Raw genomic sequence first — 16,624 nt, forward strand, 5'->3', positions numbered from 1 at the left:
ATGCCAGAGCCGACCGCTTTCACGAACCGCTTCACGAGTCGCAGAGGGCTGCTCTTCGGGACCGCCGCCGTCTCGGCCGGTGCACTCCTCGCAGGTTGCACCAGCAATGATTCCAGTGACGACGAGGCGGCCGCGAACGACCAGACGGCCGCCGAGGACAAGCCCGGCAAGCAGGTCACCATCGGCTTCGCCGGTCCGCAGGCCGACCACGGCTGGCTCAACGCGATCAACGACAACGCCAAGAGCCGTGCCAAGAAGTACTCGGACGTCACCCTGGAGATCACCGAGGGCTCCAACGACACAGCCGCGCAGATCGGCCAGATAGAGACCCTGATCAACAAGAAGGTCGACGTCCTGGTCGTCCTGCCCGCCGACGGCAAGGCACTCACCCAGGTCGGACTGAAGGCGATGCGCGCCGGCATCCCGGTCGTCAACCTCGACCGGATCTTCAACACCCCGCAGGCGTACCGGTGTTGGATCGGCGGCGACAACTACGGCATGGGCCTCAACGCCGGCCATTACATCGGCGAGAAGCTCAAGGGGAAGTCGAACGCGCGCGTGATCGAACTCGCGGGACTCGACAACCTGGAGCTGACCAAGCAGCGCACCCAGGGCTTCGACGACGCGCTGAAGAACTACCCGAACGTCAAGAAGGTCGCCCGCCAGGCCGCCGAGTTCACGGTCGAGTCCGGGCAGGCCAAGATGGCCCAACTCCTGCAGGCGCAGCCGAACTTCGACGCGCTGTGGAACCACGACGACGACCAGGGTGTGGGTGCGCTGCGCGCCATCGAGCAGGCCGGGCGCAACGACTTCCTGATGGTCGGCGGGGCGGGTGCCCTGTCCGCCTTCCAGGCCATCAAGCAGGACAACGGCGTCCTCAAGGCGACCGTCCTCTACCCGCCGACCATGGCCGCGTCCGCGATCGACCTCGCCCGCTCCCTCGGCCAGACCAAGGGCGTGAGCGGACTCGCCGAGTACGAGATTCCGGCGTCGATCACCCTCTACTCGGCCGTCGTCGACAAGGACAACGTCGACCAGTACATGTCCACCGGCTTCAAGTGAGCTGTCCCGCCCAAGGCGCCCGGTACGTCGACGGACCGGGCTGCACCCCCCACCGCGCCACGACGACGAGGAGGACATCGCGCATGGCACAGCCGCAGCAGTCAGAAGGGGCGGGGGCGACCCCGGACGGGGCCGCGTCCGGGAAGCCACCCCTCCGCGTCGGCATGGTCGGCTACTCCTTCATGGGCGCCGCCCACTCCCAGGGCTGGCGCACCGCGGGCCGCGTCTTCGACCTGCCCCGCCGTCCGGTCCTGTCCGTGATCTGCGGGCGGGACAGCACCGCCGTACACGCGGCGGCCGAGCGGCACGGCTGGGCGGCGGCAGAGACCGACTGGCGGGCGATGATCGCGCGGGACGACGTCGACCTCGTCGACATCTGCACCCCCGGCGACAGCCACGCCGAGATCGCCCTCGCCGCACTGACCGCGGGCAAGCACGTGCTGTGCGAGAAGCCCCTGGCCAACACGGTCGAGGAGGCCTCGACGATGGCGGCGGCCGCCGAAGAGGCGTATTCGCGCGGTCAGTTGGCGATGGTCGGCTTCAACTACCGTCGGGTGCCCGCCACCGCGCTCGCCCGAAGGATGGTCACCGAGGGCAGGCTCGGGAGGTTGCGCCACATCCGGGTGACGTACCTTCAGGACTGGCTGGTGGACCCGGAGTTCCCGCTCACCTGGCGGCTGCGCAAAGAGCAGGCCGGCTCGGGTTCGCTCGGCGACCTGGGCGCCCACATCGTCGACCTCGCCCAGTACCTCGCGGGGGAACGGCTGGCAGGCGTCTCGGCGCTCATCGAGACGTTCGTACGGCAGCGCCCGCTGCCCGGCGGCGGCCCCACCAGTGGCCTGAGCGCCGTGAAGGCGGCCGGCACCGGCCAGGTCACCGTGGACGACGCCGCCCTGTTCACCGGCCGCTTCACCTCCGGCGCCCTCGCCTCCTTCGAGGCCACCCGGTACGCGACCGGTCGCAAGAACGCCCTGCGCATCGAACTCAACGGTGAGCGCGGCTCGTTGGCCTTCGACCTGGAGCGCCTCAACGAGCTCGCGTACCACGACGGCACGGAGCCCGGAGCGCACGCCGGCTTCCGCCGCATCCTCGTCACCGAACCCGACCACCCCTACCTGGAGGCCTGGTGGCCACCGGGCCACGGCCTCGGCTACGAGCACACCTTCGTCCACCAGGCCCGCGACCTCGTCCACGCGATCGCCGAGGGCCGGCAGCCGGAGCCCTCCTTCGCCGACGGGCTGCAGGTGCAGCGCGTGCTGGCGGCCGTGGAGGAGAGCGCCGAGAAGAACTCCGTCTACACACCCATAGCCGTCTGAGGAGGGTTCACACAAATGCCGCGCCAGTTCACGCTCTTCACCGGCCAGTGGGCGGATCTCCCGCTCGAAGAGGTCTGCCGCCTCGCCCGCGACTTCGGCTACGACGGCCTCGAACTCGCCTGCTGGGGCGACCACTTCGAAGTCGACAAGGCACTCGCGGATCCCTCGTACCTGGACTCCCGGCACCAACTCCTCGACAAGTACGGCCTCAAGTGCTGGGCCATCTCCAACCACCTGGTCGGCCAGGCCGTCTGCGACGCCATCATCGACGAACGTCACCAGGCGATCCTGCCGGGCGAGGTGTGGGCCGACGGAGACCCGGAAGGGGTGCGGCGGCGCGCGGCGGACCGCATGAAGGACACCGCGCGCGCCGCGGGCGCCTTCGGGGTCGACACCGTCATCGGCTTCACCGGCTCCTCGATCTGGCACCTGGTCGCCATGTTCCCGCCCGCGCCCGAGGCGATGATCGAGCGCGGCTACGCGGACTTCGCCGAGCGCTGGAACCCCATCCTCGACGTCTTCGACGAGGAGGGAGTGCGGTTCGCGCACGAGGTCCACCCCAGCGAGATCGCCTACGACTACTGGACAACCTGGCGCGCTCTGGAGGCCGTTGGCGGCCGACCGGCCTTCGGCCTGAACTTCGACCCCTCGCACTTCGTGTGGCAGGACCTCGACCCGGTCGGCTTCCTGTGGGACTTCCGCGACCGGATCTACCACGTCGACTGCAAAGAGGCCCGCAAGCGCCTCGACGGCCGCAACGGCCGCCTCGGCTCCCACCTGCCCTGGGGCGACCCCCGCCGCGGCTGGGACTTCGTGTCCGCAGGCCACGGCGACGTCCCCTGGGAGGACGTCTTCCGGATGCTGCGCTCCATCGACTACCAGGGCCCCATCTCGGTCGAGTGGGAGGACGCCGGCATGGACCGGCTCCAGGGCGCACCCGAGGCCCTCACCCACCTCAAGGCCTACGACTTCGAGCCGCCGTCGGCCTCCTTCGACGCGGCGTTCGGCGGCAACGACTGACTCAACCGCGTTGCCCTTTCTGTGAGTTCCGGGATGACGGCGCATCCCGGCGTACCGCACCCGCCCGTACAACCGGCCCCATTCTGGAGGCACCCGTGCACGGGAAAGACAGCACCACCAGCACCGACAGAATCGAGACCCACAGACGACGCCTTACGTTCCGTAAGGCAATCGCCCTGATCAGCGGCGCGCTGCTGGCGGGCGCGTCCCTCACCCTCGCCGCTCCCCAGGCCGGCGCAGCCGTCGCTGACCCGGGAACATCAGCTGTGGACGACTTCCAGCAGGTCACCCTCGCCAAGGGGGAACCCGAGGTCGGCGAGCCCATGTCGCTCGCCGTCCTCCCGGACCGCTCGGTCCTGCACACCTCGCGCGACGGCGAACTGCGTATCACCGACGCGGCGGGCAACACACGGCTGGCCGGCAAGCTCGACGTCTACTCGCACGACGAGGAAGGCCTCCAAGGCATCGGCGTCGACCCCGACTTCACCACCAACCGCTTCATCTACCTCTACTACGCACCCCCGTTGGACACCCCCGAGGGCGACGCCCCCGAGACCGGCACCGCGGCCGACTTCGCGCCCTTCGACGGCGTCAACCGCCTCTCCCGGTTCGTCCTGAACGCCGACGGCACCCTCGACAACGCCAGCGAGACGAAGATCCTCGACGTCCCGGCCTCCCGCGGCATCTGCTGCCACGTCGGCGGCGACATCGACTTCGACGCGGCCGGGAACCTCTACCTGTCGACGGGCGACGACTCCAACCCCTTCCAGTCGGACGGCTACACGCCCATCGACGAGCGCGCCGACCGCAACCCCGCCTTCGACGCCCAGCGTTCGGCCGGCAACACCAACGACCTGCGCGGCAAGATCCTGCGCATCAAGGTGAACGCCGACGGCTCGTACGCGGTCCCCGACGGCAATCTCTTCGCCCCCGGTACCGACAAGACGCGTCCCGAGATCTACGCGATGGGCTTCCGCAACCCGTTCCGCTTCAGCGTCGACAAGGCCACCGGCATCCTCTACGTCGGCGACTACGGCCCCGACGCGGGCGCCGCCGACCCGGCGCGCGGACCCGCCGGCCAGGTCGAGTTCGCGCGGGTGACCGCCCCCGGCAACTTCGGATGGCCGTACTGCACGGGCGACAACGACGCCTACGTGGACTACGACTTCGCGACCGGCGCCTCGGGTGCCTCCTTCGACTGCAGCGCGCCGAAGAACACCTCGCCGCACAACACCGGCCTGACGGACCTGCCCCCGGCCCAGCCCGCCTGGATCCCGTACGACGGAGGGTCCGTGCCCGAGTTCGGCACCGGCTCCGAGTCCCCGATGGGCGGCCCGGTCTACCACTACGACGCCTCCCTCGACTCGCCGGTGAAGTTCCCCGAGGCCTACGACGGTGACTTCTTCGCCGGGGAGTTCGGCCGCCGCTGGATCAAGCGGATCACCAGCGACGCGGGCGGCACCGTGCAGTCGATCAACGACGTGCCGTGGACCGGCACCCAGGTGATGGACATGGCCTTCGGGCCGGACGGAGCGCTGTACGTCCTCGACTACGGAGTCTCCTGGTTCGGCGGCGACGAGTACTCGGCCCTCTACCGGATCGAGAACGCGACCGACGGACACTCGCCGGTGGCGCAGGCCGCGGCCAACCGCACCTCGGGACAGGCGCCGTTGAGGGTGCAGTTCTCCTCCGAGGGGACCAGTGACCAGGACGGCGACGCCCTCACGTACAGCTGGGACTTCGGGGACGGCGGCACGTCGACGGCGGCGAACCCGTCGTACAAGTACAAGAAGAACGGGACGTACACCGCGACCCTGACCGCGAAGGACGCCTCAGGTCGCACCGGCAGTGCGAGCGTGCAGATCGTGGTGGGCAACACCGCGCCCAAGGTGACCCTTGAACTCCCGCGTGACGGGCAGCTGTTCAGCTTCGGCGACGCGATCCCGTTCAAGGTCAAGGTCACCGACCCCGAGGACGGCCGGAGCATCGACTGCGCGAAGGTCAAGGTCACCTTCGTCCTCGGCCACGACAGCCACGGCCACCCCGTGACCTCCGCGAACGGCTGCACCGGCACCATCCAGACCAGCGCCGACGGCGGCCACGACGAGGACGCCAACATCTTCGGTGTGATGGACGCCGAGTACACCGACGGCGGAGGCGGCGGCCAGGCCCCGCTCACCACCCACGACCAGAACGTCGTCCAGCCCAAGCACCGCCAGGCCGAGCACTTCGGCAACGGCTCCGGCGTGTCGATCATCACCAAGGACACCGCGCACGGCGGCGAGACCGTCGGTGACATCGAGAACGGCGACTGGATCTCCTTCACGCCGTACGTCCTCAGCAACGCCAAGTCGATCACCGCGCGTATCGCGTCCGGCGGAGCCGGCGGCACGCTCGAGGTCCGTGCGGGGTCCTCGACGGGCACCCTGCTCGGCAAGGCGACCGTGCCGGTGACCGGCGGCTGGGAGACCTTCCAGGACGTCAGCGCCGACCTGTCCCGCGCACCGCGCGGCACGACCACGCTCTACCTGGTCTTCAAGGGCAGCGGCTCCGGAGCCCTGTACGACCTGGACGACTTCACCTTCACGACCGGCTGAGAGGAGATGGTGACGATGCGCTCAACAGGACGACTCAGTACGGCGGTTGTGGGCGCGGCGCTGCTCATCGGCTGCGTCTCGGAACCGGCCGCCTCGCACCCCGAGGACGACAGCCGCGTGCTGGTCTTCTCCAAGACGGCCGGCTTCCGGCACGACTCCATCCCCGACGGCATCGCGGCGGTGCAACAGCTCGGCGAGACGAGCGGCTTCACGGTCGACGCGACCGAGGACGCGGGTGCGTTCACCGCACGCAACCTGCGCCGCTACGACGCGGTCGTCTTCCTGTCGACGACGGGAGACGTCCTCGACGCCGCCCAACAGACCGCCTTCGAGGGCTACATCCGGCACGGCGGCGGCTACGTCGGCATCCACGCGGCCGCCGACACCGAGTACGACTGGGCGTTCTACGGCGGCCTCGCCGGCGCCTACTTCCAGTCGCACCCGGCGATCCAGCCGGCCACGGTGGTCGTGGAGGACCGCGCCCACCCGGCCACGTCCGGGCTGGCCCGCACCTGGAACCGTACGGATGAGTGGTACAACTACCGCTCCAATCCCCGGGACCGGGTCCACGTACTGGCCTCCCTCGACGAGTCCTCGTACAGCGGCGGCACCATGAACGGCGATCACCCGATCGCCTGGTGCCAGAACTACCAGGGCGGCCGGGCCTTCTACACGGGCGGCGGCCACACGAAGGAGTCCTACGCGGATCCGGTATTCCGTGGACACCTGCTGGGCGGGATCCGGTATGCGACCGGCGACGCACAGGCCGACTGCCGACCCGAGAACGGCTACCGTCCGCTCTTCGACGGCACAGCGGGGTCGCTGGACGGCTGGCGACAGGCGGGCCCGGGCTCCTTCACCCTGGACGACGACGGCACGATCACGTCGACCGGCGGCATGGGGATGCTCTGGTACGCCGCGTCGGGCTTCTCGTCGTACTCCCTGAAGCTCGACTGGAAGATGGCCGGCGCCTCGGGTGACGACAACTCCGGTGTGTTCGTGGGCTTCCCGCCCTCGGACGACCCGTGGTCGGCCGTGAACAACGGCTATGAGATCCAGATCGACGCCACCGACGTACCGGAGAAGACGACCGGTTCCGTCTACGGCTTCCGGTCCGCCGACCTGAAGAAGCGCGACCGTGCGCTGAACCCGCCGGGGGAGTGGAACACGTACGAGATCCGTGTGGAGGGCGAACGCCTCCGCGTCTGGCTCAACGGCGTGAAGATCAACGATTTCACCAACACCGATCCGGCCCGGAGCCTCGTCGACGGACACCTCGGCATCCAGAACCACGGAGCCGACGACCAGGTCTCCTTCCGCGACGTCCGGATCAAGGAACTGCCCGCGAAGTCCGCGCTGTCCAGCGCTTCGCAGGGCGACTGAGCGGCGGCGGGCGGGAGACGCCGGACTTCCGCCCGCCGTCCCATCCCCTCTCGACAGGGGTTCCTGTACTACGCGTTCGACGAGGAGGCTGCCCATGTCCGCGTCCGTTTCCGCACCGCGCGTCGGCGTCTGGCTGATCGGGGCGCGCGGCTCCGTCGCCACCACCGTGGTCGCGGGGTGCGCCGCCATGACCGCGGGACTGCACCCGCCGACGGGCCTGGTCACCGAGACGCCGGCGTTCGCCGACAGCGGCCTGCCTGCCCTCTCCTCCCTCGTCTTCGGCGGACACGACACGGTCGACTGCCCCCTGCCCAAACGCGCGGAGGCACTTTCGGCCGGAGGCGTCCTGCCGCACGGACTCCCGACGGCAGTGGGGGCCGAACTCGCCGCCGCCGACCGGGAGATCAGGCCGGGCGGCCCGGTCCCGGGGGACACGCGGAGCGAGGAGGAACTCGTCGCCGCCTTCGCCGCGGACATACGGGACTTCGTACGGCGGTCCGGTCTCGCCGGGGCCGTGGTGGTGAACGTGGCCTCCACGGAGCCCGCGACCAACGGGCCTGCGCTGCCGCCGAGTTCGCTGTACGCGGCGGCAGCCCTGCGCGCGGGCTGCCCCTACGTGAACTTCACGCCCTCGGCCGGCCTGCACCACCCGGCGCTCGTAGGTCAGGCCGAGTCCTCGGGCCTCCCGTACGCGGGCCGCGACGGCAAGACCGGCCAGACCCTGCTGCGGTCCGTCCTGGGCCCGATGTTCACGCAACGGGCCCTGGCCGTCCGGGCCTGGTCCGGCACCAACCTGCTGGGCGGCGGCGACGGCGCCTCCCTCGCCGACCCCTCCGCCGCGGCGGCGAAGAACGCGGGCAAGGAGCGGGTACTGGCGGATGTGCTGGGCGAGGTACCCGAGGGCGAGGTCCACATCGACGACGTCCCCGCGCTCGGCGACTGGAAGACCGCCTGGGACCACATCGCCTTCGACGGCTTCCTCGGCACCCGCATGGTCCTCCAGACCACCTGGCAGGGCTGCGACTCGGCACTGGCCGCACCCCTGGTCCTCGACCTGGCCCGCCTGGTCTCGCGGGCCCACGAGACCGGCCTCTCCGGCCCCCTGAGCGAGCTGGGCTTCTACTTCAAGGACCCGGTGGGGCAGGGGCCTTCGGCACTGGGCGAGCAGTACGCGGCACTGGTGGGGTTCGCGGAACGACTGCGGGGACCCGGCGCCGAGGGACCCGCCGGCGGTCGTGAGGAGCAGTCGTGAGGAGGAGCACGGCGGCCGACGTCCGCGCAGAAGCCGCCGTGGCCGCCGGGGCCGCCGGAGTCGCCGGAATCGGCCTGAGCCGGTCCGCGGGACCACGACGGACCGGCACGCAGCAGCCGCCCGGAAGGAGCGGCGCCCGCCCGAACCGCACCGGCACACAGCTCTCCGACCGTGCGCTCGCCTGGGCCGAACTGCTCCGCCTCCCCGCCCTGTTCACGGTTCCGGGCGATGCCCTGGCCGGCGCGGCCGCGATCTCCGCACCGCTCAACACCCGCACCCTCCTCGCCATGGGCTCCTCCCTGTGCCTGTACGAGGCCGGCATGGCCCTCAACGACTGGGCCGACCGCGACGAGGACGCCGTCGAACGCCCGCACCGCCCTCTCCCCTCCGGCCGCATCCACCCCGCGGCAGCCCTCGGAGCGGCCTGCGCCCTCACGGGTGCCGGCCTGTCCCTGGCCGCCCGCGCCGGCCGACCTGCCCTCGCCGTAGCGGTCCCGCTCGCGGCAACCGTCTGGGCGTACGACCTCGCCCTGAAGCACACCCCGGCAGGCCCGGCCGCGATGGCGACGGCGCGCGGGCTGGACCTGCTGCTCGGCGCGGCGGCGGTCGGCGGGCCGGATACGGACGTTTCGCAAGGCGGGGGTGGCGTGGCCGGCCTCGGTGTCGCCGTCCGGGGCGGCGACGTGGACAGCGCACGCCTGCCTGCCCTACCGGGCCCCGGGAGCCGCCTCCGCCAAGCCCTCCCGTCCGCTGCCCTCCTCAGCGCCCACACCCTCGCCGTCACGACCGTCTCGCGCCACGAAACCCGGGGCGGCTCACCCTGGGTGCCCCTCGCCGCGCTGGCCACGACCGGCGTACTGGCACGGCTCCTGACCCGTGAGCGCACCCGGCCGGACACCACCCTGCCCCCGGCGGACCGCACCGACGGCACCCTGCGCACGGCCCTAGCCACGGCCTACGCGACCACCGCCGCCCGCCCCTACTTCCACGCCACCCTCAACCCATCACCCCCACTCACCCAACGCGCAGTCACTGGTGGCATCCGCGCCACGATCCCCCTCCAGGCCGCACTCTCGGCCCGCTCCGGCGCGACGGCCACCGCAGTGCTCACCGCGGCCCTGGCCCCGCTCGCGGCCAGGTTCACGAGGAGGGTGAGCGTCACATGACCTTTCAGGCCCCCGCCTCGCAGCCTGCCGCAGCCCCTTCAGCCGAACCCGCCGCGGTACCCGAGCCCCAACCTGTCGTGGCCCCTTCGCCTCAACTCGCCGCAGCGCCCGACGCTCACCCCGCCGCGGCACCCTCAGCTCACCGAACCCCGACACCCTCCCCCCGGCCCGGTCCCTCACCCGAACCATCCCCCACCGCAACCCCCCTCCGCTTCGGCTACGGCACCAACGGCCTCGCCGACCTCCGCCTCGACGACGCCCTCAACCTGCTCGTCGACCTCGGCTACGACGGTGTCGGCCTGACCCTCGACCACATGCACCTCGACCCGATGGCCCTGGACCTCGCAGCCCGCACCCGTCGTCTCGCGCACCGGCTCGACGCGCTGGGTCTGGCCGTGACCGTCGAGACGGGTGCCCGCTATGTCCTCGACCCGCGCCGCAAGCACGGCCCCTCGCTGCTGGATCCCGACCCGGACGACCGCGCCCGCCGCGTCGACCTGCTGATCCGAGCCGTCCAGGTCGCCGCCGACCTCGGCGCCCACGCCGTCCACTGCTTCAGCGGGACCACTCCGGCGGGAACGGACCCGGACACCGCGTGGAAACGCCTGGCCGAGACACTCGCCCCCGTCCTGGACGCTGCCACCACCGCCGGCGTCCCCCTCGCTGTCGAACCCGAACCGGGGCACCTGCTCGCCACCCTCGCCGACTTCCACCGGCTGCGTCGGACCCTCGGCGACCCGTCGCACCTCGGACTGACCCTCGACATCGGCCACTGTCAGTGCCTCGAACCGCTGTCGCCCGCCGAGTGCGTCCGCGCCGCCGGCCCGTGGCTGCGCCACGTCCAGATCGAGGACATGCGCCGAGGCGTCCATGAACACCTCCCTCTCGGCGACGGGGACATCGACTTCCCGCCCGTACTCGCCGCCCTGGCCGCCACCGGCTACCAGGGCCTGACCGTCGTAGAACTGCCCCGCCACTCCCACGCGGGCCCCCACTTCGCCGAACTCTCCCTCCCGTTCCTCCACCACGCGACGGCGACCGCCGCCACCGCGAACGCCCCACTGCCCGACGCACCACGCCCAGGCGAGCCCTCCGCCACCCCAGAAGGGAGCACCCCATGACCCACCCCCGCACCAACCCGGCCACCCGCACCGGAGACACCCGCGGCACCACCCTCGCCCGCACCCCACTGGACGGCCTGCACACCCACCTCACCCAGCAGCTCGGCGGAGCCGCCCGCACCTGGCTCGACCAGGCCCTCGACGAGGCCGCCGCCCATCCCGGCATCCACGGACCCATCTCCGTCTGGGAACTGCGTCTCGCCGAGGCCGGGCGCCGCTGCGGCCCCGAGCACGCCGACGCCGTCCGCGTCCTGATCCTGGACGCCGCCCGCGCCGACACGGACGCCCTCACCCGGGTCTACGCTCAGGGCACCGCCGCCGAACGCCGCGCCGTCCTGCACGCCCTGCCTCACCTGGTAGCCGGCCCGGACGCCCTGCCGCTCGTCGAGGACGCCCTGCGCACCAACGACACCCGGCTCCTCGCCGCCGCCGTCGGCCCCTACGCCGCCCGGCACCTCGACCCCCACAACTGGCGCCACGCCGTACTGAAGTGCCTGTTCACCGGCGTGCCCGTGGACGAGGTGGCCGAGCTGGAACGCCGCGCCCACGCCGATACGGAACTCGCCCGCATGCTCGGCGACTACGCCGCCGAACGCACCGCCGCGGGCCGACCCGTGCCCGAAGACCTGCACCGCGTCCTGACCCTGACCGACCCCACGGCCACCCCGCCCGCCGAGCCGAGGGGCGCCGAACACAGCACCCGTGGCAGCGACGGCAAGGAGTCCTGATGCGCCTCTTCGACCCCCACATCCACATGACGTCCCGGACCACCGACGACTACGAGGCCATGTACACCGCCGGCGTACGCGCCGTGGTCGAGCCGTCCTTCTGGCTCGGCCAGCCCCGCACCTCTCCCGCCTCCTTCCTCGACTACTTCGACTCCCTCCTGGGCTGGGAGCCCTTCCGAGCCGCCCAGTACGGCATCGCCCACCACTGCACGCTCGCCCTCAACCCCAAGGAGGCGAACGACCCGCGCTGCGTCCCCGTCCTCGACGAACTGCCCCGCTATCTCGTCAAGGACCAGGTCGTGGCCGTCGGTGAGATCGGCTACGACTCGATGACCCCGGCCGAGGACACCGCCCTCGCCACCCAGCTCCAGCTCGCCGCCGACCACGAACTGCCCGCGCTCGTCCACACCCCGCACCGCGACAAGCTCGCCGGCCTGCGCCGCACTCTCGACGTCGTCCGGGAGTCCGCGCTGCCGCCGGACCGCGTCCTGATCGACCACCTCAACGAGACCACCGTCAAGGAGGCCAAGGACAGCGGCTGCTGGCTAGGCTTCTCCGTCTATCCCGACACCAAGATGGACGAGGAGCGGATGGTCGCGATCCTCCGCGACCACGGGCCCGAGCAGGTCCTGGTGAACTCCGCGGCCGACTGGGGCCGCAGTGATCCCCTCAAGACCCGCAAGGTCGGCGACCTGATGCTGGCCGAGGGCTTCACCGAGGACGACGTCGACCGGGTGCTGTGGCGCAACCCCATCGCCTTCTACGGGCTCAGCGGCCGCCTGAACCTCGCCCCCGCCGACACCGCGGCGACCCACGAGGGCAACTCGATCCTCCGCGGCGGGGCGTGAGCCATGCGCTTCCGCCACCCCGACGGCACCACCGTCCACCTCGCCTACTGCACCAACGTCCACCCCGCCGAAACCCTCGACGGCGTCCTCGCCCAGCTCCGCGACCACTGCGAACCCGTCCGCCGCCGGCTCGGCCGCGATCGCCTCGGCATCGGCCTGTGGCTCGCCCGGGACGCCGCCCACTCCCTCGTCACCGACCCGTCCGCGCTGCGCGACCTGCGCACCGAACTCGACCGACGCGGCCTCGAAGTCGTCACCCTCAACGGCTTCCCCTACGAGGGATTCGGCGCCGAGGAGGTCAAGTACCGCGTCTACAAGCCGGACTGGGCCGACCCCGAACGCCTCGACCACACCACCGCCCTGGCCCGCGTCCTCGCCGGACTCCTCCCCGACGACGTCACCGAGGGCAGCGTCTCGACCCTGCCACTGGCCTGGCGCACCGCCTATGACGACGGATGCGCGGAGAAGGCTCGCACCGCCCTCCTCACCCTCGCCGAACGCCTCGACGCCCTGCAGGAGTTGACCGGCCGCTCCATCCGCATCGGCCTGGAACCGGAACCCGGCTGCGTCGTCGAGACCACCACCGACGCCATCGCCCCGCTGACCGCGATCGCCCACGACCGGATCGGCATCTGCGTCGACACTTGCCACCTCGCCACCTCCTTCGAAGACCCGCACACCGCCCTGGACACGCTCACCCGGGCCGGCATCCCCGTCGTCAAGTCCCAGCTGTCGGCCGCCCTGCACGCCGAGCACCCCCATCTCCCCGAGGTCCGCGAGGCCCTGGCCGCCTTCGACGAACCCCGCTTCCTGCACCAGACCCGCACCGCCACCTCCGCCGGCCTGCGCGGCACCGACGACCTCGGCGAGGCCCTCGGCGGCGACACCCTGCCCGACGCGGCACCCTGGCGCGCCCACTTCCACGTCCCGCTGCACGCGGCCCCAGCCGAGCCCCTCACCTCCACGCTCCCGGTGCTGAAGGCCGCACTGACCCGGCTCGTCGGCGGCCCGCACCCGCTCACCCGTCACCTCGAGGTCGAGACCTACACCTGGCAGGCCCTCCCGTCCGAGCTGCGGCCCCGCGGTCGCGCCCAGCTCGCCGACGGCATCGCCGCCGAACTCACCCTCGCCCGCGACCTGTTGACGGACCTCGGCCTGAAGGAGCTCCCATGAGCACACCTGAAGGAAGCGGCCCCACCCCACTCCTCGTCCTCGACGTCGTCGGCCTCACCCAACGTCTCCTCGACCACATGCCCCACCTCAAAGCCCTCGGCCGGTCCGGCTCCCGCGCCCCGCTCGGCACCGTCCTGCCCGCCGTCACCTGCGCCGCTCAGTCCACCTTCCTCACCGGCACCCACCCGTCGGAGCACGGCATCGTCGGCAACGGCTGGTACTTCCGCGAACTCGGCGACGTACTCCTGTGGCGCCAGCACAACGGCCTCGTCGCAGGAGACAAACTCTGGGACGCCGCCCGCCGCGCCCACCCCGGCTACACGGTCGCCAACATCTGCTGGTGGTACGCCATGGGCGCCGACACCGACATCACCGTCACCCCCCGTCCGATCTACTACGCCGACGGCCGCAAGGAACCCGACTGCTACACCCGGCCCCCGGCCCTGCACGACGAACTCACCGAGAAACTCGGCACCTTCCCCCTCTTCCACTTCTGGGGCCCCGGCGCGGACCTGGTCTCCAGCCAGTGGATCATCGACGCGACCCGCCACATCATGCGCACCCGGCACCCCGACCTGACGCTCTGCTACCTCCCGCACCTCGACTACGACCTGCAGCGCTTCGGCCCCGACGACCCGCGCTCCCTGAAAGCGGCCGCCGACCTGGACAAGGCCATGGCCCCGCTGTTGAGGGAAGCCCGAGCCGAGGGCCATACCGTCGTCGCGCTGTCCGAGTACGGGATCACACGCGCGGACCGCCCCGTCGACATCAACCGCGCTCTGCGCCGCGCCGGCCTGCTGGAGGTGCACACGCAGGACGGCATGGAGTACCTCGACCCGATGGCATCCCGTGCCTTCGCCGTCGCCGACCACCAGATCGCCCACGTCTACGTCCGCCGACCGGAGGACCTGGACGCCGCCCGAGCCGCGCTCGCCGAGCTGCCCGGCATCGAGCAACTCCTGGACGACGAGGGCAAGAAGACTCACCATCTCGACCACCCGCGCTCCGGCGAACTCGTCGCCGTGGCGGAGCCGGACGCCTGGTTCACGTACTACTACTGGCTCGACGACGCCCACGCGCCCGACTTCGCACAGCTCGTCGAGATCCACCGCAAACCCGGCTACGACCCGGTCGAACTCTTCATGGATCCCCTCGACCCCTACGTCAAGGTCAAGGCGGCCACCGCGCTGGCCCGCAAGAAACTCGGCCTGCGCTACCGCATGGCGGTCGTGCCCCTGGATCCGTCACCTATTCGCGGCAGCCACGGCCGCCTTCCCGCGAGCGACGACGACGGTCCGCTCCTCATCTGCTCCACCCCCCGCGCTGTCGGCGACCGCATCGAGGCCACCGACGTGAAAGCACTGCTGCTCCAACTCGCCGGTCTCGACTGACCGGCACCACCGGATCGGTCTCTTCCGACTGGTCACAAGTGAAGCACTCACCACTGACAACGCCCTCCGATCCCGAGGAGTTCCAGGCATGAGCCGCATGCACCGCACGGACCCCGAACTCACCCACCGCCTCAGCAGACGAGGCATGCTCGGCGTGGCCGCCGGCGCCACCGCCGCCGCCCTGCTCGGAGCCGCCGCGGCCCCGGCCACCGCCGCCACCGAGACCGCGACCGGAGCCGCCGGCCGCGGCCGCCCCGTCCTGCCGCCCGGCCGGCTCGGCATCCAGCTCTACAGCCTGCGCGACAAGGTCTCCACGCTGGGCTTCGCCCCCGTCTTCGCCGAACTGGAGAAGTACGGCTACGACGAGGTCGAGTTCGCCGGATACACCCAGGGCTCGGCCGGCCCGATCACACTCGCCCAGCTCAAGCGACTGGCGAAGAACTACGGCCTGAACCCGATCGGCAGCCACGTCGGCTACTACTCCACCGACCCGAACGCCTACACCTTCGCCCAGAACCTCACCAAGGTCCTCGACGACGCCCAGGCACTCGGCCTCAAACACATCGGCACCGCCTCCGGGCCGTTCCGCTACGGCTCCACCGTCGACGCGTGGAAGCGCGCGGCCGAGGAGTTCAACGCGTACGGCGCGGCGGCGAAGGCGCGTGGCATGAAGTTCTACCAGCACAACCACTCCGAGGAGTTCTCCTTCGCCACCGACAACCCCAAGGTCCGCCTCTACGACGTGCTGCTCGCCGAGACCGACCCCGACCTCGTCTACCTGGAGATGGACATCTTCTGGGCGTACTCGGGCCAGTTCCGCTTCTCCAAGCGGCCCGACGGCACGCCCGCGCCCTTCGAACCCCTCGACTACGTCCTCAGGCAGCCGCACCGCTACCCGCTGTTCCACGTCAAGGACGGGGTGAGCGACCCGGCGAACCAGTACGGCTACCGCATGACCGACGTCGGCGACGGCGACATCGACTACCAGCGGTTCATCTCCGCCGTGACCCGGCTGCGCGGCGAACGACTGGCCCACCACTGGCAGGCCGAGCACGACCAGCCGACCGAGTCCTTCACGTTCGCGCGCCGCTCCAGCGAGTACCTCCACTCGCTGAGGGAGAAGTGCTGACGGAGCGCGTGCACGACTGAGGCGGGACCCCGCGGGCGCAGGGGGCGCTCCCCGCCCGATCGGGGTCCCGCCGTCGTGCAGCGGGGGGCCGGTCAGCCCTGGGTGGCCGCGGCCCGCAGGGTGATGCGGTCCTGTCCCGCGTACACGTTCATGGAGGTGCCGCGCAGGAAGCCGACCAGGGTCAGGCCGGTCTCGGCGGCGAGATCGACGGCTAGGGATGAGGGGGCTGATACGGCTGCGAGGAGGGGGATGCCGGCCATGACGGCCTTTTGGGCCAGTTCGAAGGAGGCGCGTCCTGAGACGAGCAGGATGGTGCGGGATAGCGGCAGGTCGCCGTTCTGCAGGGCGCGGCCGACGAGTTTGTCGACGGCGTTGTGGCGGCCGACGTCCTCGCGGATGTCGAGGAGTTCGCCGTGTTCGGTGAACAGGGCTGCGGCG

Annotated in this window: 14 protein-coding genes; 13 read left to right on the forward strand and 1 reads right to left on the reverse strand. The window is 71.2% G+C overall.

Translation table 11 applies throughout. From position 1 onward, the window contains the following. The 13 genes from IG08_RS0149355 to IG08_RS0149415 all read left to right on the forward strand — a co-directional run bounded on the left by IG08_RS0149355 (window position 1) and on the right by IG08_RS0149415 (window position 16,186). Window positions 1-1,062, forward strand: coding sequence for a substrate-binding domain-containing protein (locus tag IG08_RS0149355; RefSeq protein ID WP_030620189.1), 1,062 nt, complete (start codon window positions 1-3; stop codon window positions 1,060-1,062). An 83-nt stretch (window positions 1,063-1,145) separates the two neighbouring features. Beyond that, on the forward strand, window positions 1,146-2,378 hold the full coding sequence (locus IG08_RS0149360) for a Gfo/Idh/MocA family protein (protein ID WP_030620193.1): 1,233 nt from the start codon (window positions 1,146-1,148) through the stop codon (window positions 2,376-2,378). A 15-nt stretch (window positions 2,379-2,393) separates the two neighbouring features. Beyond that, window positions 2,394-3,398: a sugar phosphate isomerase/epimerase family protein gene (locus IG08_RS0149365; protein ID WP_030620205.1), complete on the forward strand. Its 1,005-nt coding sequence runs from the start codon at window positions 2,394-2,396 to the stop codon at window positions 3,396-3,398. Between the two features lie 95 nt (window positions 3,399-3,493). Continuing rightward, complete coding sequence (locus tag IG08_RS0149370; protein ID WP_030620208.1) at window positions 3,494-5,995, forward strand: PQQ-dependent sugar dehydrogenase; 2,502 nt, start codon at window positions 3,494-3,496, stop codon at window positions 5,993-5,995. Between the two features lie 15 nt (window positions 5,996-6,010). Then, window positions 6,011-7,378 carry a ThuA domain-containing protein gene (locus IG08_RS0149375; protein ID WP_030620212.1) on the forward strand — a complete coding sequence of 456 codons (1,368 nt, stop codon included), beginning with the start codon at window positions 6,011-6,013 and terminating at the stop codon, window positions 7,376-7,378. Window positions 7,379-7,472: 94 nt separating this feature from the next. Beyond that, entirely contained in the window at window positions 7,473-8,630 is a 1,158-nt protein-coding gene (locus IG08_RS0149380) for an inositol-3-phosphate synthase (RefSeq protein WP_043457257.1), read from the forward strand. Between the two features lie 191 nt (window positions 8,631-8,821). After that, on the forward strand, window positions 8,822-9,796 hold the full coding sequence (locus tag IG08_RS0149385; RefSeq protein ID WP_030620218.1) for an SCO3242 family prenyltransferase: 975 nt from the start codon (window positions 8,822-8,824) through the stop codon (window positions 9,794-9,796). Further along, complete coding sequence (locus IG08_RS0149390) at window positions 9,793-10,917, forward strand: TIM barrel protein (protein WP_234343183.1); 1,125 nt, start codon at window positions 9,793-9,795, stop codon at window positions 10,915-10,917. The genes IG08_RS0149385 and IG08_RS0149390 overlap by 4 nt, the downstream gene beginning before the upstream one ends. Then, the gene (locus IG08_RS0149395; RefSeq protein ID WP_030620224.1) at window positions 10,914-11,645 is read left to right on the forward strand and encodes an EboA domain-containing protein; all 732 of its coding nucleotides are present in this window, start codon (window positions 10,914-10,916) and stop codon (window positions 11,643-11,645) included. Before IG08_RS0149390 ends, IG08_RS0149395 begins: the two co-directional genes overlap by 4 nt. Further along, a complete protein-coding gene (locus tag IG08_RS0149400; RefSeq protein ID WP_030620226.1) occupies window positions 11,645-12,493 on the forward strand; it encodes a TatD family hydrolase in 849 nt (282 codons plus the stop codon). The genes IG08_RS0149395 and IG08_RS0149400 overlap by 1 nt, the downstream gene beginning before the upstream one ends. A gap of 3 nt (window positions 12,494-12,496) precedes the next feature. Then, window positions 12,497-13,666, forward strand: coding sequence for a metabolite traffic protein EboE (eboE, locus tag IG08_RS0149405; protein WP_030620230.1), 1,170 nt, complete (start codon window positions 12,497-12,499; stop codon window positions 13,664-13,666). Next, complete coding sequence (locus IG08_RS0149410; RefSeq protein ID WP_030620233.1) at window positions 13,663-15,057, forward strand: alkaline phosphatase family protein; 1,395 nt, start codon at window positions 13,663-13,665, stop codon at window positions 15,055-15,057. The genes eboE and IG08_RS0149410 overlap by 4 nt, the downstream gene beginning before the upstream one ends. Window positions 15,058-15,145: 88 nt before the next feature. Next, complete coding sequence (locus IG08_RS0149415; RefSeq protein ID WP_030620236.1) at window positions 15,146-16,186, forward strand: sugar phosphate isomerase/epimerase family protein; 1,041 nt, start codon at window positions 15,146-15,148, stop codon at window positions 16,184-16,186. Between the two features lie 92 nt (window positions 16,187-16,278). On the opposite strand, the gene IG08_RS0149420 is transcribed toward IG08_RS0149415, so the two are convergent. After that, window positions 16,279-16,624: formate dehydrogenase accessory sulfurtransferase FdhD (locus IG08_RS0149420; RefSeq protein ID WP_030620239.1), on the reverse strand; the 346-nt coding region annotated here is incomplete at its 5' end.

It is taken from the genome of Streptomyces fulvoviolaceus, from assembly GCF_000718165.1.
GTDB classification, from domain to species: Bacteria; Actinomycetota; Actinomycetes; order Streptomycetales; family Streptomycetaceae; genus Streptomyces; species Streptomyces fulvoviolaceus.